At 56.2% G+C, this 23,771-nt stretch carries 17 protein-coding genes and 1 tRNA gene; 4 read left to right on the forward strand and 14 right to left on the reverse strand.

The features are described from left to right. Positions 1-75 precede the first annotated feature (75 nt). The 4 genes from E1J53_RS14520 to rmuC form a co-directional block, all read right to left on the reverse strand. A complete protein-coding gene (locus E1J53_RS14520) occupies positions 76-777 on the reverse strand; it encodes a LytTR family DNA-binding domain-containing protein (protein WP_134272152.1) in 702 nt (233 codons plus the stop codon). Beyond that, positions 774-3,644, reverse strand: coding sequence for a PAS domain-containing sensor histidine kinase (locus E1J53_RS14525; RefSeq protein ID WP_134272153.1), 2,871 nt, complete (start codon positions 3,642-3,644; stop codon positions 774-776). Before E1J53_RS14525 ends, E1J53_RS14520 begins: the two co-directional genes overlap by 4 nt. 6 nt (positions 3,645-3,650) lie before the next feature. Then, the gene (locus tag E1J53_RS14530) at positions 3,651-4,187 is read right to left on the reverse strand and encodes a heme NO-binding domain-containing protein (RefSeq protein ID WP_173021498.1); all 537 of its coding nucleotides are present in this window, start codon (positions 4,185-4,187) and stop codon (positions 3,651-3,653) included. Between the two features lie 144 nt (positions 4,188-4,331). After that, positions 4,332-5,657, reverse strand: coding sequence for a DNA recombination protein RmuC (gene rmuC / locus E1J53_RS14535; protein ID WP_134272155.1), 1,326 nt, complete (start codon positions 5,655-5,657; stop codon positions 4,332-4,334). Between the two features lie 362 nt (positions 5,658-6,019). On the opposite strand from rmuC, the gene E1J53_RS14540 reads away from it, so the two are divergent. Further along, positions 6,020-7,984 (forward strand): serine hydrolase, encoded by a 1,965-nt coding sequence (locus tag E1J53_RS14540; protein WP_134272156.1) that lies wholly within the window; start codon positions 6,020-6,022, stop codon positions 7,982-7,984. An 11-nt stretch (positions 7,985-7,995) separates the two neighbouring features. Here E1J53_RS14540 and E1J53_RS14545 read toward each other — a convergent pair whose 3' ends face one another. The 4 genes from E1J53_RS14545 to E1J53_RS14560 form a co-directional block, all read right to left on the reverse strand. Beyond that, positions 7,996-8,637 carry a protein-L-isoaspartate(D-aspartate) O-methyltransferase gene (locus tag E1J53_RS14545; RefSeq protein WP_134272157.1) on the reverse strand — a complete coding sequence of 214 codons (642 nt, stop codon included), beginning with the start codon at positions 8,635-8,637 and terminating at the stop codon, positions 7,996-7,998. A 43-nt stretch (positions 8,638-8,680) separates the two neighbouring features. Next, positions 8,681-9,145: a nucleoside triphosphate pyrophosphohydrolase family protein gene (locus E1J53_RS14550; protein ID WP_134272158.1), complete on the reverse strand. Its 465-nt coding sequence runs from the start codon at positions 9,143-9,145 to the stop codon at positions 8,681-8,683. Positions 9,146-9,440: 295 nt separating this feature from the next. After that, positions 9,441-9,833 carry a hypothetical protein gene (locus tag E1J53_RS14555; RefSeq protein ID WP_134272159.1) on the reverse strand — a complete coding sequence of 131 codons (393 nt, stop codon included), beginning with the start codon at positions 9,831-9,833 and terminating at the stop codon, positions 9,441-9,443. A 141-nt stretch (positions 9,834-9,974) separates the two neighbouring features. After that, a complete protein-coding gene (locus tag E1J53_RS14560; protein WP_134272160.1) occupies positions 9,975-10,646 on the reverse strand; it encodes a cell division ATP-binding protein FtsE in 672 nt (223 codons plus the stop codon). Between the two features lie 124 nt (positions 10,647-10,770). Between E1J53_RS14560 and E1J53_RS14565 the strand changes: the two genes are divergently transcribed. The 3 genes from E1J53_RS14565 (at position 10,771) to E1J53_RS14575 (ending at position 14,289) form a co-directional block, all read left to right on the forward strand. Further along, positions 10,771-11,877 carry a hypothetical protein gene (locus tag E1J53_RS14565; protein WP_253931798.1) on the forward strand — a complete coding sequence of 369 codons (1,107 nt, stop codon included), beginning with the start codon at positions 10,771-10,773 and terminating at the stop codon, positions 11,875-11,877. Between the two features lie 1,164 nt (positions 11,878-13,041). Further along, positions 13,042-13,473, forward strand: coding sequence for a hypothetical protein (locus E1J53_RS14570; protein WP_134272161.1), 432 nt, complete (start codon positions 13,042-13,044; stop codon positions 13,471-13,473). 81 nt (positions 13,474-13,554) lie between these two features. Beyond that, positions 13,555-14,289: an L-type lectin-domain containing protein gene (locus tag E1J53_RS14575; protein WP_134272162.1), complete on the forward strand. Its 735-nt coding sequence runs from the start codon at positions 13,555-13,557 to the stop codon at positions 14,287-14,289. A gap of 63 nt (positions 14,290-14,352) precedes the next feature. Here E1J53_RS14575 and E1J53_RS14580 read toward each other — a convergent pair. The 6 genes from E1J53_RS14580 to E1J53_RS14605 form a co-directional block, all read right to left on the reverse strand. Next, positions 14,353-14,429 (reverse strand) — tRNA-His (locus tag E1J53_RS14580). Positions 14,430-14,512: 83 nt separating this feature from the next. Beyond that, positions 14,513-15,322 (reverse strand): orotidine-5'-phosphate decarboxylase, encoded by an 810-nt coding sequence (gene pyrF, locus E1J53_RS14585; protein WP_134272163.1) that lies wholly within the window; start codon positions 15,320-15,322, stop codon positions 14,513-14,515. Next, positions 15,319-15,921 (reverse strand): GyrI-like domain-containing protein, encoded by a 603-nt coding sequence (locus tag E1J53_RS14590; RefSeq protein WP_173021499.1) that lies wholly within the window; start codon positions 15,919-15,921, stop codon positions 15,319-15,321. Before E1J53_RS14590 ends, pyrF begins: the two co-directional genes overlap by 4 nt. Positions 15,922-16,394: 473 nt before the next feature. Continuing rightward, positions 16,395-16,628, reverse strand: a complete 234-nt coding sequence (locus E1J53_RS14595) for a KTSC domain-containing protein (protein ID WP_134272165.1) — start codon at positions 16,626-16,628, stop codon at positions 16,395-16,397. A 110-nt stretch (positions 16,629-16,738) separates the two neighbouring features. After that, positions 16,739-22,432 carry a choice-of-anchor L domain-containing protein gene (locus E1J53_RS14600; protein WP_134272166.1) on the reverse strand — a complete coding sequence of 1,898 codons (5,694 nt, stop codon included), beginning with the start codon at positions 22,430-22,432 and terminating at the stop codon, positions 16,739-16,741. 262 nt (positions 22,433-22,694) lie between these two features. After that, the gene (locus tag E1J53_RS14605) at positions 22,695-23,768 is read right to left on the reverse strand and encodes a PorP/SprF family type IX secretion system membrane protein (RefSeq protein ID WP_134272167.1); all 1,074 of its coding nucleotides are present in this window, start codon (positions 23,766-23,768) and stop codon (positions 22,695-22,697) included. Between the last annotated feature and the right edge of the window lie 3 nt (positions 23,769-23,771).

Here is a 23,771-nt window from a genome sequence, read left to right on the forward strand (position 1 = left end):
TGTAAACCCGAAGCAAAACCTTTAGGGTGCATTAAAGTGTCGCTTAGAGTTTAGTGTATTGGGATACAGGTATTTTTATAGCGGATCTATTTTTTCTAATAAGGCATTCCGGTGAGCTCTGCTCACTGGAATGATTTTTTTTTCGATCAGTACACTGTTGTCTTCAATGTCCACAATCTTGGCCAGATTGATGATGTAGGAACGGTGGACCTTCAGAAAATTGGGGTGTTGGAGTTTTTCGGCGATACTCCGAAGGGTAGCGTGCACCAGATACTGATTGCTCTCGGTTTTGAATAGTACGTAATCGCCGACGTTTTCCACGTAGAGAAGTTCCGGTAGGTTGATCCGAATAAACCGTCCGTCAGAGCGAATGAAGATATAATCCTTAATCATGGATTGCATACCCTCTTCCGGTTGTAGTTTTTTGCGGACCCTTTCCATGGCCTTGAGCAAGCGGGGCAGGGTAGCGGGCTTGGGGATGTAGTCGGCCACCAACTCGCGATAAGAGAAGGCTTCGGCGGCGTATTCCCTTTTTGAACTGATAAAAATAATGATGGGCAGGTTCCGGGAGCTTTGCATCAGGTCCACTCCGGTCAGACCGGGCATTTCTACGTCCAGGAAAAGTACGTCAACGTCATTGTCCTTAAGGAATTTCAGTGCCTCCAGGCCGTCAGCGCAGGTGCCAACGATCGTCAGGTCATCAATTTTTTCACAGAACTTCTGCAGGGAAGCCCGTGAAAGTTTGTCATCGTCGACAATCAGTCCTTTTAGGTTCATGGGGTATTTTTTTCTTGCACGAATTCGTTAATGCCGGAAGTAATCTCGGCTGATACGGTCAGTAATTGTTCGAACATTCCGGGAAAGGGGGCTTCCTCCAACGGCTTGCCCCCACGGCAATGATCTTCCAGTTGCTGGACCATCTCCGTAAGGTCCTTTCTCCCTACCATGCTGAAGTGCGGTTTGATCTGATGCAGGAGACTGCCCAGGGCTTCCTGGTCTTGTGCTTTGATGTATGCGGTCAGACTTTCAAGTTGCTCGGGCATCTCCTCCGCAAACATTTCCAACATCATCATGGCGTGTTCCTGATCATCGTCGTAGAGTTCCCGCAGCTCTTCCTCGTTCAGAATGGGTGGGCAGGAGAAACCAACTTCGTTTACTGGAGTAGTCTCCTCCGGGAGGGAAGTAACTTCCCGAATGGCTTCTTTGAGTTGTTCGGGACTAAAAGGTTTGGTCAGATGGTAATTCATGCCAGCCTTCAGGGCTTTGGCTTTTTCATCCGTAAGGGCCGAGGCCGTCAGGGCAATGATCGGGACTTGCTGGTTAGGGTTTTCGGACTTACTCCGCAACCTGATGGTTGCTTCGTAGCCGTCCATGACGGGCATACGGATGTCCATAAGAATCATATGGTACTTATGCCGATCGAGGGCATCGAGAGCTTCCTGTCCATTTTTAGTGGAGTGAAAACGGTAGCCCCAACGGGAAAGGGTACGTTCGAGGTAGAGCCGGTTCATGTCGTTGTCCTCCACGATGAGGAAGGAAAGATTTTCCTCACTGCCGTTGGGTGACGGGATGCCGGGGAGTTGCCTGGCGTACACCTGTTCCTGACTTAGGTTGAACTCCAGGGCGAAGTTGAAGCGCGTGTACTGCCCGGGTTCACTTTTGACCGAAATTTCCCCACCCAGGAGCTCAATCAACTCTTTGGTGATGGGCAGGCCAAGACCGGTCCCGCCGTACTGACTGGCGGTAGCTTTTCCGGCCTGATTGAAACGATCAAAAATGTGGGGAAGCTGATCCTGGGCGATGCCGATGCCCGTATCCCAGATTTCGAAGCCGACCACTACGGCCGAATCGTTCTGTTCGATCAGCTCGGTTCGAAGCCCGACTTCACCCTGGTGAGTGAATTTCGTGGCGTTCCCCAAAAGATTCATCAGAATTTGATTAACCATGGTGGTGTCCGTGAGGAGCGGAGAGGGTATTCGATGGTCGTAATCCAGTTTAAAGTCTACCTCAGAGGACGATAATCTGAACTTGGTGGCATTGCTGATCGCAGTCACCAGCCCTTCCAGATCGAAAGTCTGCAGGTTTACTTCGAGTTGTCCGGCCGTGATTTTTGAAATGTCAAGGATGTCGGAGATGAGGGCCAGGAGCAAGTCCGATGAATATTTGATGGTATTGAGGTACTCCTTTTGTTCGGGATTCAGGGGAGTATCGAACAGCAAGTTGGTCATGCCGACCACGGCATTAATCGGATTACGGATTTCGTGACTCATGTTCGCCAGGAAACCCTTCTCAGCGTCGCGGGCGCGTTCGGCTTCTTCGCGGGCGAGCTCCAGTTGTTCCTGCAGCTCTTTCTGGTGGGTAATGTCGTAGTGAATTCCGATGGACCCGGCTACTTCGCCCTCAATGTTGTAAAAGGGAGCTCCGCTGATCATTACCCACTTGAATTGCCCGTCTTTAAGCTTTAGTTTGATCTCGTAGACATCCCCCTGACCTTCCATCCGGTTGCTGTCCTGCTCCTGCATAAGGGCCAGGAACTCGGGCGTAAGAAATACGTCGTTAGCTTTTTTGCCGATCAGTTCTTCGGGGGCGTAGCCCGTCATTTCGCAGAATCTGGGGTAGGGCTTGACGATCACGCCATCGGGGTCAACCTCCATGAGGCCCAATCGCATGTTTTCGATAATGCCCCGGTACTTTTCTTCGCTTTGCTGAATCTTTAAGTTGGCCTGACGTTGCTGGGTGACGTCCTGGTACCTCCAAACGTGCCCCACGTAGCGGTCTCCCTCGAAGATGGGGATGAAGTCGCGTTCGATCAGGGAACCATTCCTGAATTCCAGGAGATCACCGGTGATGACCTTCCGATCCTTCAAAATGGCGGCTTCCCGTTGCACGAATGCCAGGGGTTCCCGGAAATGCCGCTGTACGTCCGGAGCCAGATCAATGATGGGCTTTCCGATGAGGGTAGCGGGGGTTTCCTCAATCTGAAAGAGCTCGCAGAACAGCTGATTGGCCAGGATGATGACCTGGTTTTCGTCCACCACCAGGATGCCTTCCTGAAGATTCTGCAGGATGGTGCTGAGGCGAAGGTTGAGCTCGGCAATCTTCCGGTCACTGATTACGCGATCGGAGATGTCGCGGGCAATGGCGGTCCATTCCATGACTTCCCCTTCGGCACTCTGTAAGCTGACGTTTTGCCCAATCCAGATGGACTCGCCGGAAGCCGTCTGGATGGGGAATTCCAGATAGGAAATCTCGGTCTTTTGGGCGACCTGATGCCGGTAGAAATCCGTAACCCGCTCCAGATGATCCGGGCGGATAATTTCTTTGAAGTGCAGACGCTTCAGGGTCGCTTCTGCGTAGCCCGTCACCTTCATGGCGATGGGGTTGACGTATTTGAAATAACCCTCCCGGGAAATCACGAAAATGATGTCCTGCGCGGAATTGACCAGCATTTGGTAGCGCTGGTGTTGCTGGGCTAATTCGGCCGTTTTTTTGCGGACTTCGTCCTCAAGGTTCGTGTTAAGTCGAAGGAGGGCCTGATTGGCGTTGTAGAGTTCGAGCGCCCGCTCTTCCAGTAGCCTTTCGGCTTCCTGCCTGGCGGCTCTTTCCCGCGCAATTTTCCGACGAAAAATATCAGCTTCCTCCATTTGGGCTTATCGGATTAGGGTAAACTGTACCTTTCCACCAGTATCATCGAGCCATTCTTCTTCCAATTGTACCTCCTGCTCCGGATAGTGGTCAATGGAGGCCTGCAGCAAGCCGCGGGCGAGATCCGCCATTTTCCTGGGGGATTCGTAGAGCAGCACCAGGCGGTTGGGTTGGTGATCCAGTACGACCAGGCTCGGAAGCTCAGCATCCCGATATAACTTTTTCACCTCAACGTGAATGTAGGTGTGGATGGAAGCCAGAAACTCAAACAAGTCACCGGATTCAAAGAAGTGAGGATAGTTACGGTGCAAGCCGAGGAAGAGGGAGTGGCCGAACTTTTCCAGGAGGGTAGATACGGGAATTTGTTGGTGTTTACTCAGGGTCGAAACCAGCTGAACCATTTCCGAAGCGGGATAGGATCCGACGGCGGTGTAGGCACCGCCACTGGGTACTTCGGCCCCGTCGATCACTTCCTCAACGGTGATCTCGCCGAACTCCCGTTCGACCATGTCCAAGAATTCGGTAAAAACAATGCCTTTCATATTCTGAGCAGTTCTGACAACAAAAGAAAACATACCGGGGAAATCCAGGGGATTTACACCAGCGATGAAGATACAGCTTTAGACGTTGACCGGGATGGGAAGTCACCTCCCCGGAAGGAAGCACCTTTTGATGGATGGGCCTGCTTATTCTTCCTCCAGTAAATATTTGGGAAGTTGCTTGCGCGTTCTGGCCCCCAGGGTCCGTAGGCGTTCGGCTCTGCCGACCAGAGTTGCCCCCTTTTTGGCACCAGTGTGTAGTTTATCCATGGCTTCCCCATAGACCTGTTGTGCCCGGTCCAATTGATGGCCCACCTTTTGCAGGTCTTCGGTGAAGGCCACGAACTTATCGTACAGTAACCCACTCTGGCGGGCGATTTCGAGGACGTTGCGCTTCTGATTTTCCTGTTTCCAGATGTAGTTGACGGTGCGCAGAGTGGCCAGCAGGGTAGAGGCCGTCACGAGCACCACGTTGCGCTCCAGGGCTTCGAGGAAAAGGTTCTTGTCCTGATTAAGGGCCAGGCCGAAGGCCGGCTCGATGGGGATAAAGAGGAGGAGGTAGTCGGGAGAATTTATCTGGTAGAGCCGGGTGTAATTTTTGCCCGCCAGATCAAGAATGTGCTGACGAACGGAGCGTAGATGCTCTTTAAGGGCAAGCTGACGCCCGGGGTCAGACTCGGGCAGACCACAAAAGCGTTCGTAGGCCGTCAGGGAAACCTTTGCGTCAATAATGAGGTGCTTCTTTTCGGGAAGGTTGACGATGAAGTCGGGGCGCTTTTGACGGCCGTCTTCATCCCGGAAACTTCCCTGACTGGTGAAGTGGATACCCTCCTGCAGTCCGCTGGCTTCCAGGAGGGTGAGCAGCTGCCATTCTCCCCAGTCTCCCTGGGTTTTGCTGCTGCCCCGGAGTGCCCCGGCCAGGTTATTGGCCTCCGCGCTGATCTGCACGTTGAGTTGTTGCAAATGCTTGATTTCCTGGCGCAGGCTCACCCGATCACGCGTTTCCTCCAAGAAACGCCTTTCGACCTGCTTTTCGAACCCTTCAATGCGCTCCCGCAGGGGGGTAAGTAGATTGCCGATCTGGGTGGCGTTCTGGGCGGTAAAGTGCTGACTCTTTTCCTGAAGCAAGCGGTTGGCCGTTTGCTCGAACTGCGCCAAACTCGCCTGTTGCAGCCGGGCCATTTCTTCCCGCTGCCCATCAAGCTTTTCCCGGAGGTGTTCCAGGTCTTTTCTGGTCGCAGAAAGTTCGGCGTTTAGTCGGTTTTCGGCCACCAGTTTTTCCTGCAGGTTCTCGTAGTGCAGGTCCGCGTCACGTTCCAGTTTTTGGTAGAGCTCCCGCAGCACGTAGTCTGACTTGATCTGCTCCAGAGGAAGGTGGGTCTTGCGGAGGCGGAGTTGCAGGAATAGCCAACTGAGTAGTCCGCCGAGCACCAGCGCAATCAGGAACAGTAGCAAAACGAGCTCGAGCGACATATTGGGTGTTTGCAGCGGCTTGCCTTCAGAAGGGATAGTGGAGGAATAGTACGCTATCTTGTGGCCCAGTGCACCCATCGTTTGTCAAGGGGTGGATACGGGGCCGAATCAAACGTACGGTAGCACGGCTTAGCGGAAAAACCGCGGCACCTGCGCTTGCGCCAAAATACAAATTTGTTTTTACTTGGTTAAAATAAAACAAATAAATACTCGGGTGCTTCCTTGCCTGAGGGCAGACAAGGCACTGGACTTTAGGAGATTGAATTAAACTTTACGTACAATACCGGGTTATTTGGGCCGTTACACTTGGACCTTTTTTGACGGATATTAGCCTGGGACCCGCGAGTTTTTACCCCAACTCCATGAAAACTAAAGTAACCTCAGTTATCGTACTGGTGCTGTTTCTATTCAGCTCCCCGCTTGCGGCGGAGGGCTGGGCGGATACGCTATGGGACTGGTTTTCCGGACTTTTTGGTCGGGAGGATGCAGTCTATACGGAAGAATATACCGATCGGCAGATGGATAGCCTGCGGCTAACGCCGCAGGGGGCTAACCTCCTGGAGATACCCCTTTCCGATACGCTGCTGATCGGGGCAAACTGGCCCCGGGCTACCGTCGATGTGGCCGGAACCCTGGAACGGCACAACCGGATGCTTTCCCAGACGGTGCTGCTGCGTAACCCCGCCGATCAGCTCCCTTATTTCGGGGTGCCGGCGGTGCGGGTGGTGTACCGATACGACCAGCGGCCGGTGCATTTTCTGCGGATGGCCCGGCGATTTGCCGACGTTCAGGAAGTGGCCTTTGACGAATCCGTGCTTCCGCTGTTTGCCATTGCAGCGGAGTTGCCGACGATCATCATGGTCGACGATCCCCCAAACCAGTCGCCCTTCAACGCCGATTGGTACCGGGTACTGAAAAGCCGGACCGGTAGCGAGACCAGTCTGGTCCATTTCGGTGATCCCGCCCTCCTGAAGGAACTGCGTTCTTCCTGGGCGGTGCTCAATACCCCCATGCGTACCCCGGAAACGGAGCACCTTACCGCCCAGGCGCTCTTTGGTGCCCAGACCATTGACGGTCGCCTGGAAACCGGCACGGCCCTCTTCTCGGCGGGGGAAGGAGAGCGTCTCGATGCCGTCCGGGATGGCTTTCGGATGCCCGAGGAAGTCGGGATCGACCGAATGAATCTGGAGCGGGTCGACTATCAGGTTAACCGGGCCATCCGGTACCGCGCTACGCCGGGAGCCCAGTTGGCCATCTTCAAGGACGGCCATCTGGTGTACGAACGGGCCTACGGGCACCATCGCTACCGCTCCCAGGCCGTTGATCCCGGTGATCTCTATGACCTCGCCTCGGTGACGAAGGCGGCCGCTACCACGCTGGCGGTCATGAAACTCTACGATCAGCAGCGGATTGAACTTGACGCCAAGGTAAAGGATTATCTTCCGGAATTTGCGGAGTCCATCGTCGGGCGCTATAAAATTGAACACCTGTTGGCCCACCATACGGGGTTGCAGTCGGACCTGCCCCTCTACGATTACCTGGGCCGCCAGTACGTATCCACTACGGAGAACGGGGATTTTCTGTTGCCCATTGCGGCGGATCGTTGGTTGGACCGTACCGTGCCCAACCTCATTCGCGGCCAGCTGGGCCGCCGACTGCAGTATACCCGGCGACTGAAGTACCAGTACAGCGACATCAATTACGTACTGCTGCAGTACGTGGTGGAGGGCATTACGGGAGAAACCCTGGACGATTTCGTTAGCCGAGAGTTCTACGAGCCCCTTGGATTGCAGCGCCTGACGTTCCGGCCGCACGAGAAGTATCCGGACGTACAGACCGTTCCCACGGCCCGGGATACCTGGATGCGTGGCGGCGTGGTGCGGGGCTACGTGCACGATGAGGGAGCCGCGCTGATGGGCGGCGTTGCCGGCCACGCGGGGCTGTTCGCCAACGCCCACGACCTCGGGCGGCTGTTTCAGCTCCTCGTAGACGAAGGAGAGTTTGCCGGTCAGCAACTGCTTTCCCCCGAAACGATCGCACGCTTTACCCGCAAGAATACCTACAATTACCGGGCCCTGGGCTTCGATCGACTTGTCGGGGGCTGGCGCTCCGTTGTACGGTCGGGGGCTTCGCCGAATACCTTCGGTCACCTGGGCTTTTCCGGTACCGCGGTGTGGGCCGATCCGGATAATGACCTGGTCTTTGTGCTGCTGACCAACCGGATTCACCCCGACCCCAAGAATGAACGCTTCAACAAAATGAACGTCCGCGGACGGACCCACCGGGCGGTATATGGTGCGTTGGGAAGTTGGGGGATGACGCTTTAGGAATAGGCGATCTACTCCTCCACCAACGGCACAAACCGGCAAGTTCCTAAATCCTCTTCCGTCCATTCCGATTCCGAAACCCGCCGAATTTTAAGGAGGGTCTGGTCGGCGTCTTCGGGACCGACGGGAATGACCATAATCCCACCCACCTTGAGTTGTTCCCGCAGGGCCGGCGGCACGGCCGCCGCGCCGGCCGTAGCGATGATCCGATCAAAGGGAGCCATTTCCGCCAGCCCCTTGGAGCCGTCACGCAGGTAGGTGCGGATGCGACGGTCCAGCTTGAGCCGCTTGAAGGTCAGTTTGGCCTTCTGGTAAAGGGGCTTGTGCCGCTCCACCGTAAATACCCTGGCGCCCAGAAGGGAAAGGACGGCCGCCTGGTAGCCCGATCCGGTGCCGATTTCCAGCACGTGCTGACGGGGCAGCACCTCCAGTTCGGTGGTCTGCCAGGCTACGGTCCGGGGCTGAGAGATGGTTTGCTCGCAATCAATGGGAAAGGCTTCGTCCTGGTAGGCGTAGGCGTGAAAACCGGATTCCAGGAAAACGTGCCGGGGGAGGTTCTCCATAACCTGAAGTACCTTCTCGTCAAAGCGGCCCGTCTGGCGCAGGCTCTCGATGAGTTGTCGGCGTTTTCCCCGAAAGTGAAATTCGTCCATTCCGTGTCTTTCGATTGTACTGCAGGATAGTTGCCTGCTGGCGCTACTGAAGTTGACCGGCAAGATCTGCCGGACTGTAATGTACGTTTTTCAGCACTTTCCGGTCGGCCTGGCGGTAGACCAGAAAGACGTCGCCGGAGGCTTCGATCATGCCTTCCTGACCGCGCTCACGATAGTGTGCGAGGGTCGCTTCGGCTTCTTCCATGGTGGCGCAGGTCTTGCTCATGTTGGAGCGGTGCACCTCGTCGAACAGCGCCTTGAATTTTTCCCCCAGTCCAAATTCGAGGATGGCGCCGCTGAGGACGTACTGCAAATCCGCGAAGGCATCCGCAGCTTCCACGAGATCATTGTCCGCGATGGCCTCCTCCAATTCCTTAAGTTCTTCCCGCAGCAAATTGATCCGTAAGCGACAGCGGTCGGCGTCGGGAATTTGCGGATGGTCGAGCACGGGCAGATGAAAGGTGCGGTGAAATTCCGCAACGTCGTTCAGGGAATCGGGGGTGGTCATGGACGCGATGTATGGTTCGCGGCAAATATATACTAGGATGGAGGATTTAGGCCGGAGGATTCAGGAAAGGCTAAGGAGAAGTGCCCGGAAAAGGCTTGCTCCGCAAGCTGGTCGCAAGGCTGAGGAGAAGGCTCAGGCTGAGGAGAAGTGCCCGGAAAAGGCTTGCTCCGCAAGCCGGTCGCAAGGCTGAGGAGAAGGCTCAGGCTGAGGAGAAGTGCCCGGAAAAGGCTTGCTCCGCAAGCCGGTCGCAAGGCGAAGGATGAGGAACCGACTTTAGTCCGTCGAAACCCATTCCCTACCGCACCGGCCACAACGGGTGGACACTTTTCTCCTCGGTGTACTGCACCACACCATAATTTTTGTCGGTGACGAAGGTGAGCTGGCCCTCTTTCCACTTATCGGAGGGAAAGAAATGCTGGGTGATCTCCCCGACGCGGATTGCCGTTTGATCCTTGTCGGACTTGCTGCTTTCGCTTCGTTCCGAATTAGTGAAGGATACGCGGATGTGGGTTCCGTTGGAGATCTTTACGCCGATCTTTTCCTCGGGGAAAGCCAGCTGCAGGCTGTCGTGTAAACTGTTCATCGATTGGACATCGCCGATAAATCCGTCGATACAGGAACTCAGCGTCAGCAGGGCGATAAAAGGTACGCTCAGAAGAAACAGGGATTTGAAGGGAAAGCTTTTCATGGTAATCGGGTTTTTGTGGGGCTAGCAGTCCCGGCTGGGGGGCGCTAGCCACCAGTATTCATTTCCCGATTACGGACGGCGAGGAAATCTTACCGCAGGTACAAAAAAATCTGCCGGTCGCGTATTGGGGCGTGATCCTCCCTACACATTAAACAGTTTCCCCGCTTCGCACTTGACCACCCGGGCCTGAAAGGTGTCGATGAGCCGGTAGTCGTGGGTGGCGAACAGCACGGCGCTGCCGTGTTCCTGGCCGAGCTGCCGCATGAGCATGAGGATTTCACGACTGGTTTCGGGGTCCAGGTTACCGGTCACCTCGTCCGCGATCAGCAGGGAGGGGTGGTTCAGGAGGGCCCGGGCGAAGGCAATCCGCTGTTTCTCTCCACCGCTGAGGGTGTGGGGCATGGAGCGCACGCGGTCCGCCAGGCCCACGGCGGTGAGGACTTCCGTGATCCGCTGTTCGGCCTCCTTGCCCTTCTTCCAGCCGGTGGCCCGCAGCGCAAACCGGAGGTTGTCGCCCACGGAGCGGTCCATGAGCAGGTTAAAGTCCTGAAAGACGATGCCCAGCTGGCGGCGAAGCTTCGGGATGCGCCGCCGGTTGAGTTTGCGGAGGTCGTGACCGGCCACGGTGCCCTGTCCGCGCTGGAGGGGGAGGGCCGCGTAGAGCGTTTTGAGGAGGCTGGACTTTCCCGCCCCCGTTTTCCCAATGAGGTAAACGAACTCTCCGGCAGCAATGCGAAGATCAGCCTTAGGGATGATCGTCAGATCGCCCTGTTGAATGCTTGCTCCCCTTAAGTCCACTACCGCTTCGGTCATACTATTCGATTTCTGTCGCAAGATAACGTCTTCGTGCTTCGGGGTATCATTATTTTAGCGCCGCAAAGACGCTGAACGCACTTGAGGCGTTCCTACCAAGAAGCCGAAAATCGTTCTCCGGCCCATGCTTATGTCCCCAAAGTACTACTTCTTCCTTTTTACCCTTTTCTTTTTGGCGTTACCGCAGGATGCCGTGTCCCAAAAGTACAGCAATGAATTCCTGACCATTGGGGTGGGGGCCCGGGCGCACGCCATGGGCACCGCCGTGGTGGCGAGCCAGCAGGACGTCTACGCTGCGGCCTGGAATCCCGCCGGACTGGCGGGGCTGCCGGCAGAAGCCGGCCTGGAAATTGGCGCCATGCACGCCGAATGGTTCGGTGGGGTAGGGAACTACGACTTCCTGGGTTTTACCCTGCCCCTGTCCAGCAAAAACCAACGCATCGGGGTGAGCCTCATCCGCTTCGGCATCGATCAGATACCCAACACCCTTTCCCTCTACGAAGCCGACGGTACGATAAACTTTGATAACGTTACCGAATTTTCCTCGGCCGACTATGCCTTCCTGGGTACCTACGCCCGCAGCTTCCCGAAGGCCAAGGGTAACCTCCGGCTGGGGGGCAACGTCAAGATCGTGCACCGGGCCATTGGCCAGTTTGCCACCAGCTGGGGCTTCGGCCTGGACCTCGGTGCCCAACTGGAGCGGGGCGACTGGACCTTCGCCTTCCTGGCCCGCGACATCACCACCACCTTCAACGCATGGTCCTTCAACTTCACCGAGGAAGAACGGGAAGTGCTGGAATTGACGAATAATTCGGTGCCGATCAACAGCGTGGAAACCACCAACCCAACCCTGGTGCTCGGCCTGGCCCGGAACTTCTCCATCACGGAGCAAATCGGACTCAACGCTGAGTTTAACCTCATTGCCACCACCGACGGCCGCCGCAACACCCTGATCTCCGGTGACCCCTTCAGCCTCGATCCGGCTCTGGGGCTGGAAGCCAGCTACGATGATTTTATTTTCGTCCGCGCCGGAGTGTCCCAGCTCCAGCGCATCCAGGATTTTGATCAGGTAGAACGCCTCAATTCGCGCCCCGCCCTCGGGCTGGGCCTGAAGGTGGGCAAACTCTTCGTAGACTACGCATACACCGACCTCGGCGAAGACGACGGCCGGAGTACCTACAGCCACATCGTCAGCGTCCGCCTGGGCATCCAGCCGAAGGAACGCCGATAGGTATAACATGAAATGGTGTTTCCTTTCTCGGAAAGGGTACCCCATCGGACTGGGATTACTAACTATGCGCTGCGCATGTCGCACGCTTCGAAGTCCCGGGGAAACGCACCCCAAACCGGTCGAGGCGTTCCACGCCGAGCCATTCTTCAAGCCGAACATCTTTCCGGAAAAGATTTGCTCTAGATAGCAAAATAGACCTTTCATTTTTCAGCCGATGAAGGAGTTTCACCTCCCGCCTAATGGTACGGTATCTAGGACTAGGCTATTCCTTCAGGTTTCATCAGCGATTCCTGCGGAATCGCGGCAGTTCAGTGAGGCAAACGGTAGCGGCAAGGCATGTGTGGGTTAGCGCAAAGTTGTAACTCTTACGGTGGCGTAGAGTTACGACCGTAGTACGCTTTGTATTCTGTGCCCCACGAATACCTTTTTTCACCTTTAGTTTTGTGGCCAGTAGTCTGACAGACTACATACTTATCCTGACTCCCACTTAAGGAAATATCAAATGATTGGAGGCAGGTGGTGTTTCCTTTCCACGAAAGGAAACCGAATCAGACTGGGATAACTAAAGGACCTTCCGCGAAAGAATGTGGCCAATCGATCTTGTACAATTCTTCCTTCTTTGATGGAGTGGTCGCCTTTCGGGGAAAGGCGACACCAGATACTTACCGCTCGGATGAGTGATCTCTACTGTAAGGTGATCATGATTTTCGTAAATCCCACAACCTAAGAGAGTTGGATGAAACCATTCCTGGATAAGCTACAGATATTGAAAAGGTATAATTCTACGCCATCCCACACATGCCTTGCCGCTACTAAAACATTCAAGGACTTGATTGCCAGGTGATTAATTCACGGAACAGCATAGATATGGAACCCCTTCCCCGGTAAAAAAACTTCGCAAAACGATGCTGTTATTATGAAAAATCAATGTGCTTACCTACCTAAAGAGAACCCCATCGGACTGGGGTAACTAACTAACTTTCCGCGAAAAAGTGTAGCCAATCGATCTTGTACTCTTACCATCTTTGGTGGTGCGGTCGCCTTTCGGGCTTGCCCGGCCAGATGGACGGGGAAAGGCCCGCACCGGCATAGCCGAGTATTCCACTGCACCTGCGCTTGCGCCAAATTCGCTTTACCCTATCTTGCCCCAAATCTGACTTCCTTATGTTCAAAGCTGTTTCCCGCAAAGGACGAATCCGGCACATCTACTGCCCTCACCCCATGACCCTCGACAAGAGCAGTAGTTGGGGCCCGGGGAACGTGCAACATTTTCCGAAGGGCTGTTTTCTACAGCTTAACGACCGTGGAGAAGTGACCCACGGCGTGCAGGCCAATAGCACTGGCAAGGCTCCGGTGGGTTGGCACCACGTGGAGGGAGAGTACTTTGAAAAAGACCTGGTGTGGGCCGAACAACGCAGCGAAACCTCCATCCGGCTGACCACCCTCGACGGACCGATGACCTACGATAACCCTTCGGCTGATGGCTTCGTCCTGTACAATTCCACCCCGGAAGGTGCACCGGATTACGACGATCCCTGGTTTATGCCCGCCGCCAAGTTCCATCGGGTCTACCGACCCGAAAGCGAAGAGGAATAGGTTAATTTCGGTGGGCACTTGAACTGCGGTGCGGTAAACCCTATTTTAGGAGCAACCACGTACCCCGAAAAATCGAATTTCATGACCCAGCTCCGTCCTTTACTCCTGTTGCTTCCACTCATTTTTTGTTCCGGATGGATCACCGCCCAGTCCAGTCCCCAGGACTTCGCCCTGGGCATGAGTGCGCGCATCTTAAACGAGGAGTGCATTCGTCTGGTTCCGGATGCCCCCTACGTCAGCGGCTCGGCCTGGTACAAAACGCCCATCGATCTCAACCGCCCCTTCAGTATGGAATTATGTCTGGTGCTGGGCTGCAAGGACGACGACGGTGCGGACGGTATGGTATTCATCTTCCACCCCCGGATGCTGACGGGCTGGCGGGGAGAAGGAATGGGGTTCGCCGGCCTGCGGCCGGCCCTGGGCATCGAGTTCGATACCTACCGCAACTACCACCTGGCCGATCCCGAAGAGGACCACCTGGCCATCATGCCCAACGGCCGGACCCACCACGCCGGGAGCCTCCTGGGGCCGCTGAAGCTGCCCAATCTTGAGGATTGCAAGAAGCACCCCCTTTCCATTACCTGGGACCCCGGCAACCAGTTGCTCGAAATTTACCTGGATCAGGAACGACAGGCAGCCTACACCATCGATCTGGTTAACAACGTCTTCGGCGGCAATCCCGTCGTCTACTGGGGCGTTTCCGCCGCCACCGGCCGCCTGAGCAACTTCCACGATATCTGCATCAAGCGCCTCGTTTATGCGGAAGGGACGCCAGCGGAGGCACCCGCAAATAATGCGGGCAAGGGAAAGGAATAATGGTTGCCGAGCCTTCTGGGAAAAAGAAAAGGCGTCCGTCAAGATTGACGGACGCCTTCGTTTTGGGGTGGAAGACCGGGTTCGAACCGGCGACCTCTGGAATCACAATCCAGCGCTCTAACCAACTGAGCTACAACCACCAGATTAGCTTGAAAAACCAAAGTTTCGAGCACTTTAGTAGTAAAGCGCGGCAAAGGTAAATAGTTCCCCTGAATTGCAAAAATCAGGATAAATATTTTTCTAGTGCTTTCGCCATTTTATCGCTCAGCGACTGGGCGGAAGCTCGGGCGGCTTCCGCGAAATCTTCCCCGGAGCCGGCGTAGAGGATTCCCCGACTGCTGTTGACCAGCAGTCCGCAGTGGTCGTTCATTCCGTAGCGGCAAACACCCTCCAGATCGCCTCCCTGGGCACCGATGCCGGGCACGAGGAAGAAGTGGTCCGGAGCAAGGCTCCGAAGTTCCGAAAATTTCTCCGCCTGGGTGGCGCCACAGACGAACATCAATTGTTCCGGGCTGCCCCACTGGGCGGCCTTCTGCATGACCTTGGCGTAGAGCGGGGCGCCCCCGTCCTGGGTCGCGTGCTGGAAATCGTGGCTGCCCCGATTGCTGGTCAGGGCCAGCAGAATCACCCACTTGCCGTCGTATTCCAGAAACGGCCCCACGGAATCTTCGCCCATGTAGGGAGCCACCGTCACCGCGTCGGCACCGAGGGTGTGGAAGGCGGAGCTGGCGTAATACCGACTGGTGTTGCCGATGTCGCCGCGCTTGGCGTCGGCAATGACGAAGTGTTCGTCGCCGATGTAATCAATCGTTTCCTTCAGAATGGTCATGCCATTCAGCCCGAGTGCCTCGTAAAAGGCGGTGTTGGGCTTGTAGGCCACACAGAGATCTCGGGTAGCGTCAATGATGGCCTTGTTGAAGGCCAGTACGTCACCGTTCAGGTGAGCCGGCATCCGGCTGGGGTCGGGGTCCAGGCCTACGCACAGAAAGGAGTTCTTGTGCTTGATCTGGGCAAAAAGTTCCTGGCGGGTCATTCTACGGGGGCTTGAATAGGGTAGAGGATTCGGGTGCGGAACTCGGCTTCTTCGACCGAATCCTGGGGCCCAACGGGGTATTCCTCAATCGAGGGCATCTGGGCCCGGTAGCCGCGCCGTTGCATTTCGGCGTCCAGCGCGAAGTGCATCGCACTGAGGCGATCGTAGGAACCCGCAAATTCCAGGCTGAGGGCTTTGGTGGCGGGCAGGGAAATGGTAACGTAGGGCGGTAACTTCGTTTCTGCCGTCACTGGAAGGGCCACCGCAGCTTCCCCCCGGCCGGTGTCGGTGTCCCATTTGTAGAACAGACTGGTGGGTGGTCCCAGCGGGGCAACGCCCGCCGCCCTGGCGGCCTGCCGGAGAGCACTGCTTTCTTCCGCCAGAAAACCCTCCATGTCGAGTAAGGATAATTCCTGTTGAAAGACGAGATAATGTCTTTCGGGAAGCATAACCTCTTCGTAGTTGAGTTCCAGGGTATTGGTTTGTTCTTCCCCTCCCGTCTCCTCTACGGAGAGAATTTCCTCCTTGGGTGCTTGATCACCGGTACAGCCAGACAGGAGTCCTCCCAGCAGACTGACAATCCAAAATACTTTGCGCATCACAGCTTGCATTACTTTCGCTGGCAAAGGTACAATGTCAGTTCCAAGCGGACGTGAGTAATCCGATTTCGCTTAGGGAGCGTGTCAATGGGGACGTTTGACGTAGAGGTTGGGCCGTGAGTACTGGGGAGGTGATGCTGGTGGGAGGACGTTTGACGTTTGATGTAGAGGTTGGGTCGTGAGTACTGGGGAGATGATGCCGTGGGAGGACGTTTGACGTTTGATGTAGGGGTTGGGTCGTGGGTGCTGGGGTGGTGATGCCGTGGGAGGACGTTTGATTCGGACGTTTGTTCCTGGGGGCAGGGCCTTTCGGCGTAGCCGGATACAGAGCACTAGGGACCTGATCTTTTTGTCGCAAGCGTGAAGCGCAGCGGAATACTCGGCTCAGCCGGTGCAGGTGCCAAGGGAGTACCCGAAGCAAAGTCAATTACTCGGTAATTTTAGGGGAATTCCTCCGGGTGGTTTATTCGTACCTATTCGGCCGATTGATTCAACCTCCGGAAGGGGTGTCGGGCCTGAATTTTAAAGCGAATGCAGGCATCCGGAAAACTACTGGAACACAATTCCTCAAATAACTTTTGCTCTACTCCCTGGTAGGCAATAACGGTTTTTCCGCTTTGGTAGGTGAGCAATAACTCATTGGTTCCCGGGTCGTAATTGGCGTACGACACCATCTGGGACAGGTTCTGTAGATTGATGGTTTCCATGGTTAAGGGCTTTATCCTCTCTACTACCTAAAATAGGGATTTGTTCCCTGGAAAACAGTTAAAAATTTGGAAAATGACTTATTTAATAAATTTTTCTTCTAACAAATGATTTACATCACCAACACGAAGCTTCCCTGAATAACTTCCGTCGTGCCGTCGTATAGGGTGACGGATACACTGAAAACGTACACTGCCGGTGGAGCAGACTTTCCGCGGATGGTCCCGTCCCAGCCGCTGGATTCCTCGTTGACGGGGAAGTTGTCGTTCTCAAAGAGCAGGTTCCCCCACCGATCAAATATGCGGAGGAAGTTCACCTGCTGTACGAAGTCTTCCCGGCCAAATACGACAAAACGATCGTTCACTCCGTCCTGATTTCCGGGACTGAAGGCAGTTGGCAGGTAGACCAGTTCACGTTCATCAACCAGTACATTCTGCCGTAGTTGCAGTACGCATCCATTTGAATCCGTTACGGTGAGGGCCGCAATGAAGGATTCAAGGGGCCGTACCATCGGGTTTGGACAATCAACACAACTCATGCTGTCCGGAAGATTGGCCCACTCCCAGGTCATGAGCGCGTCCGGATCCCGGTTCGTATTAACGCCCAGTTCGGCCTCGTCACCGAGTCTTACCGTGATCTCATCCGCTTCTCCGACGAAGACATCAGGGTCGAACATTTGGAAGGTATCCACCAGCTGGCAACCCAGGGCATCGGTTACCACCAGGGCGTGGGTGCCGGTGAATATGTCCCGGAGCCCGTCGCCCGTAGGACTGGACGTAGCGGAAGGGCTGCTGAAGGTAAACGGACCGTTATCACCGTCAACGTCCAGAATGGTAAGTCGGCCACCAACTTCCGGACAGGGCGGTTGCTGCAGCGAATAGGTTACGCTGCGGGGAGCCTCCAGAATTAATTCCAGCGTATCAAAGCTGGAACAACCAGATTGCGGGTGAATTACCTCAAAAACGTACTGTCCCGCCTCACGGCCAAAGGCCGTGAACCCTTCGGATACGGTAACTCCGTCCGGACCAATCCACCGTCCCGTGGCTCCTCCCAGTTGGGGCGAGAAGCTACCCCTTAAGGTGTTACCGATGCCGTCACATACCAGGGTTTGGTCCGGGCCAGCGTCCGGCGTCAGCTGAGCACCATCGGGAACCACCGTAATGGTTTGCGTTGCGAAGCAATTGTTGCTGGTGTCGGTGACCGTCACCACGTAAATGCCTTCCTGGTCTGCCGTCGTGGTAGCAGCGGAAACGTCTCCCGTCAGGTTGCCGTTGGTGGTGGACCAGGCGTACTGGACGTCCGGTGAGGACAGCACGCGAAGCTCCACTTCGGGCGAAAGGCAATTGAGATTTACTACGCTGTTGGGCACAGAAACAGTCGGGGGCACCTGGTCAATGATCACCTGGGTGGAAATGGTGGTGGGGCATCCATTGTCTCGCCGGGTTACCGTGACTTCGTAGGTTCCGGCCGCGTCAATTCCTGGAAGAGAAGCAGCATTGCCTCCAACCGTATTGGGCCCCAGCCGCCACTCATAATCAACCGGATCCGTGTAGGTCGGATGGCTGACCAGTAGGTCGACGCTGGACATGCCGCAAATAATGGTATACACTGCGGGCAATTCTAAATCCAGCAGATCGTCGCTCCGCTGAATGGTGATGGAGTCCAAAGCACTACACCCACTAGCCGGGTCCGTCGCCGAGACGTAGTATTTCCCCGGACTGCTAATCTGAATACTCCTCGTAGCCCCTAGGTCATTGCCGGTCTCATCCGTCCATTGGTAATTCACCGGCTGGACGTTCTGCTGGGCACTGAGGGTGATCATCGGAAGGTTACAACTCAATTCCGTGGCCGAAGCAGAGATTCGGGCCACTACCGTACTGCGCTGATCGGGCAAATTGAAGGTCTGCACGATTTCGCAGCCGTTCTCGTCGGTAACGGAGACTTCATAATTTCCCGCATCCACGTCACCGAGGACGTTGCCGGTGGTTCCGTTACTCCAGGCATAGGTCAGGTTACCCGTTCCGCCGGTGTAGCTGACGGAGGCGTAGGCCGGTGCTACGCAATCCTGCACCCGCGTACTGTCCTCCACCAGGGTGATGGCCGTAGCGGGTTCGGTGATCTGGATTAAGGTGTCCCAGGTACAGGCATCGGGGCTACGGTCGGTGATGGTTAATCCATACGTTCCGGCCGTCAGGCCGGAAGGTTGTGAGCCGCTCACGCCCGGCCGACTCCACTGGTAATCGTAGGCCGCGGCGTTCCCGTTGGGGACGACCGTAATGGCCCCTTCCGGCCGACCATTGCAACTGACGTTGGTTACCGTAACGGCCACTTCCCAGTCAGCATCCGTAATGGTGGCGGTTCCGGTGGCTACTCCGGGACAACCGTCTGCTCCGCTTACGGATTGCAGGGTCAGGGAAACGCCGGTATCGTAGGTGAGGAGGGTATCCTGACTGATGGTGAGTGTCCTGGCCACACCGTCTTCCAGCAGCACTACCTCGTAACGGTTAGAGCCGCTGACCTGAAGGGGAACGTCGACCGTTGGCTGATTACACACCGAATAACTTCCCCCGATGGAGGCCCGTACGTCGGGGAAGTCGAAGCGCACCGTATCCCGCACCGTATCTCCACAGGCATCCGTGATGAGCAGAGGATAAACGGACATTCCCGTCTGGGTCATCCCGCTAAGGATGCTGTCCGTCGAAGTACCGTTGGACCAGTCAAAGTTATAGGGTGGGGTGCCACCGCTCACCGTGGCAAACAACCGTAGGGGCTGGTTGCCGCAAGTAACGTTGTCCGCATTTGCGCTCCCCGTCAGCGCGTCGGGTTCGGCAAGCGTAAAGGTGGTATCCCGACTACATCCCGGGTCGGCCGCATCCGTGATGGTCAGGCCGTAGGTTCCCGCCGTCAGTCCCGTTCGGGTGGCAGTCGCTGGCCCTCCGTCACTCCAGCTAAAGGTCAGGGGAACATTGCCGGGATTCGTTAGTGAAATACTGCCGGTGGCTGCTCCACGACAGTCAATCTGATTCACCGTAGCGCTAAAATTGATCCGGGGGTCCACGACCGTGGCCAGGCTGTCCGTGATGAGGCCGGAACAACCGTCTTCGTTGGTGATACCCAGCAACCGGATGGCAGCGGCTTCACTAACGGGCAAATTCAGGGTGCCGGGACTAAGCGTCACGGTGGTCGTATCAATTCCCGAGGAAGTCTCAAAGGCCACTTCCAGAAAGTAAGTTCCGCCGGGTCCGCCGATGATCAGTGGAACGTCTACGGAGTTTTGGTTGCAGAGCGAATACCGTCCCGCTACGTTGGCGCTGAATATCGGCAGGTTGATGGTTACGCTTCCCGAGACTTCCACGTCACAGGCATCACGGATGATGACCGGATACTGGTGGTTGCCGAAGGTGGAGGTGATAACCAACTGGCTGTCCGTAACCATACTGTCGGGCCAGGAAAACCGGTAGGGCGCTTGTCCCCCAGAAACTGCCGGGCTCAACGTAAGGATTTCCCCGGGACACTGGGGCTCCTCAAATACGATGGAATCCAGACGCAGTGCGGCGGGGTCCACCAGGGAGAAGGTAGTGTCTTGCGGACAGCTCGGGTCCGCGTTGGGGATAATGCTGACCGTGTAAGTGCCCGCCACGAGACCGTTTCTTGTCGGCCCGTTAAATCCGTCATCCCAGACAAATTGATAGTCGGCATCTGATGGCGCCCCCATTAGTTGTATGGAGCCCGTGTTGTCGCCCGGGCAATCCGGGTTGACGAGATCAAAGTCAAATACCACGCTGGTTTCGGTTACCTGCGCCGTACCGGAGACGCCGCCTCCGCAACCATTTTCGTCCTCCACCGACAGTATCTCCAGAGTAGCCGCCTGGTCGATCGTCAGGATTGAGTCTCCCGTGATGACGTAGGTGTTGGTATCCGAAATTCCGGCGGAGTCTATCCGGATGGTCAACTCGTACCGACTGGCACCGGTCACCGTAATGGGAACGTCTACGCTGGGATCGTTACAGAGGGCATAGGTCCCCCCGATTCCGGCGGAAAATGTGGGGGCTCCGATGTTGATGGTGTCCCTACCCACCAGTCCACACCCGTCTTCAATGATCACGATGATGCTCGTGTCCCGCCCGTCGCTCACGTAGGTGATGGTGCTGGTATCCTGATTGTCCGGCCACTGGTAGGAATATTCCCCGTTACCGCCCATTACGTTAGGAGAGAGCTGGATCTCGGCTCCCGCACAGGTACCGATGTCGGGGCCAAGCTCGACTTCCAGCGCCGTTGCGTCCTGAATGTAAAAGGTATCCCGGTTGACGTCGCAATTACAGGTCCCTTCGTACCGGATGACGAAGGCCTCCACGCCCTCGTTGGGGTCGGCGTCGGCGTTGATCGGGATTTTCAGCACCCCGGTGGTGTCTCCGGCGGGAATGACGAAGGGGGAAGGGGGAAGGTCGTAATCCACACCATTAATGGCCCGGTTCAGGCCCGTAGTCGTGATTACGCTGTATTCTACGGAAAGGGGGACGGCCAGATCCGTGGAGTCAAAAAATAAGCGCGAAAAGGTCAGCGTGGCGGTGTCACATCCCTCCACGGGGGTAACGCCTCCGGCCACGGCCGTCGTGGAAGGGACGGGCTCGGCAATCAGACCAGCCGTGAAGGAGCCCGCTTCCAGCATGACGCCCGAATCAAAGGTCGGATCACCGGCATCGACCACAATCATTTTCAGGGTGTGGGTGTCGCAGGGCGTCACGGCGGCCTTGGCCGTTAATTTGACGGAAAACCCGTCGTAGTTCACCGCCGCCAGCCGCTCTGGCGGAATGGGGTCATTGGTGCAGGGGGAGAAGCCTCCCGGTGGACTGTTGTCCACGAATAGCCCCGGCGTGGTTACGTGGTTCAGGGTGGCTGCCGTGATGATGTCTCCGTTGGGCAAACGGGCAATATTTCTGCGACCGTTTGGCTGTACGTTGGGGCCTTCCAGGAAGAAAGCGAAGGCATCATTGCCGAAGGCGGCATCGATGGCGAAACAGTATTCTTCCGAAAAGAACACGTAATCAAAACTGATGGTGTCCGTGGTGGGCACGAACTTGAATTCAATGATGCCGACGTCAAAGGGAGTGTTACCTGCTCCGACGAGCGCTACGGCATCGGGATCGTTGTAGGTCGGACCCGGATAAGAGCCACCGGCCGGGAAGAAGGGGTCATTGGGTCCGGGAGCGTCGTCCACAAATCCCGTGGAGAGAATAATGCCGTCTTCGATGCCGACGAAATCCCGGCCGTTACCAAAAACTCCCGTCTGGGATACCCGGCGGTTGCCGCCCAGCATCCGGTCGCCGCCCACCAGTTGGACGGGGTCCAGGGTAAAACAACTTTCGTCCCGGAAGACGGTATTCAGCAGAGAATCCAGGTTGCTGCTGTTGACGATGGTCAGGGCGTTGCGCTTGGCCGCACTTGCGGTTGCCGACGATTTTTTGCGGACCGAAACCAGGAGTGGGCCGGGTATCCGTAACCGATTCACCAGACAAACTTCCACCGGGCGGCCATCGTAGACGCCCTGAATGTGGTCGGGATTGATGAGGGTGGTGCCGGCCGGATAGTTGCCTACTTCATAGCGGTTTTCGCGGCGGTCGTTAGCGATAAAAATCTCGTACTGATCGCCTAAAGCAAGATTTTCCAGTCGCAGCTGGATTTCTTCCTGTCCGGTCACGGTGAGTTCGAACCGATCCGGCTTGTCAAAGGCCTTCAGTGAAAAGGATTGCCCCAAAACGGCAGTAAAGCTGCCGAAAAGCAACGTAAAGAAGATCGAATATTTCATGTCATGGGGGCTTAGTCCGGAAACTTCGGCCTTAAGACGCAAAACAGAGACCAAAAGTCATTCTGGCCTCAACAAAAAGTGAGTCGTGGGGTCGTCCCGATGTGTTGTTCAAAGTATTGGGCAAATATACCAAGCGTAACACGGTTTTTACACCCCATTTCCGTTAAGGGCGGAAAGGGTCGGTAGGGTATCGTCGTGGGGGCGACGGAGCGCAGGATGCCATCAATCCTCTGATTAGCAGGGGCAAAGCCCCCGCCTAGGCCTAAAAGGTTGGACAAATAACGCGCTCCCGGTAGGAAGCGGGCTGAACGTAAATCACGCTTAACTCCCAACCCCCGCGACCATCGGATACGGTATTCAGTGCGCCGGCGGAAATGTCGTAACTCACGCCAAACTGCAAACGCTCGGTTTCCAGGGCCGCCGAAACGATGAGGGCGTTTAGGCCGGGGCTGCCACCGGTTTGGTTGCTCATTTGCCCCCATAAGCCTACCCGCAGGGCAACTTCCCGCCAGGCGCGTTCCGTATACCGCAGGTTAGTGCCAAAGAGAATTTCCTGTGAGGGCCCCTGCAACATCACCCGGGCGGCGGGCAGCAGGCTCATGTCTCCCCGGCCGAGGGGCAATTCTCCGCCGCCGTGGATCACGTAGCGGCGGTCGAGGCGGTCCTCATTTCCCTGTACGGGCGAAACGTTTGGCGTGGTGAGGTGATACACGGCGCCACCGAAATAAGCGCCCGTCCGGTCGCCGAGGTTAGCAAACCAACCGATCCCGGCGTTCACGTCCAGGTAAAGATTACTGCCACTGCCGGCGATTGGTTCGCCGGTGGGTAGGGTTTGGTCCAGGTAAGCTTCCCGGGTAAGTGGATCCACGAAATACTGCTGGGAGAACCAGACCTTGTTCAGGTCGAAACCTCGCTGGCCAAAGCCAACCTGTCCACCCCCGACGAGGAAGTGCCCGGTTCCCCGCCGGCGGGAGCCCCCCACTTGCTGCTGGTAACTGAGTCCCACGAGCCCCTGGGTGCGCACGAAGTCGCTGGAGCCCATTTCGTCGCGTTGCAGCTGGAGCCCGAGCCCAAAATAATTGCCGTTGCCCGCCGGCAGCCGGAATTCGGCGCCCGCACCCACACTCCGGTAGCCTTCCGTGCTCAGCAGGGAGGTGTACAACTCCCGATAGTTGGCCGTGATGCGCAGCTGACCACTCATGACGCCCGTCATGGCGGGGTTCATCAACTGAGGAGCCGCGGCCATCTGGGCGTACCTGGCATCCTGCGCTTGCGTCCAAAAAGAGGTAGCCAGCGCCAGGCAAAAAATGATAATCTGGGGGAATACGCGTTTCATAGG

The sequence above is a fragment of the Lewinella sp. W8 genome (genome assembly GCF_004375085.3).
Taxonomy (GTDB): Bacteria; Bacteroidota; Bacteroidia; order Chitinophagales; family Saprospiraceae; genus Neolewinella.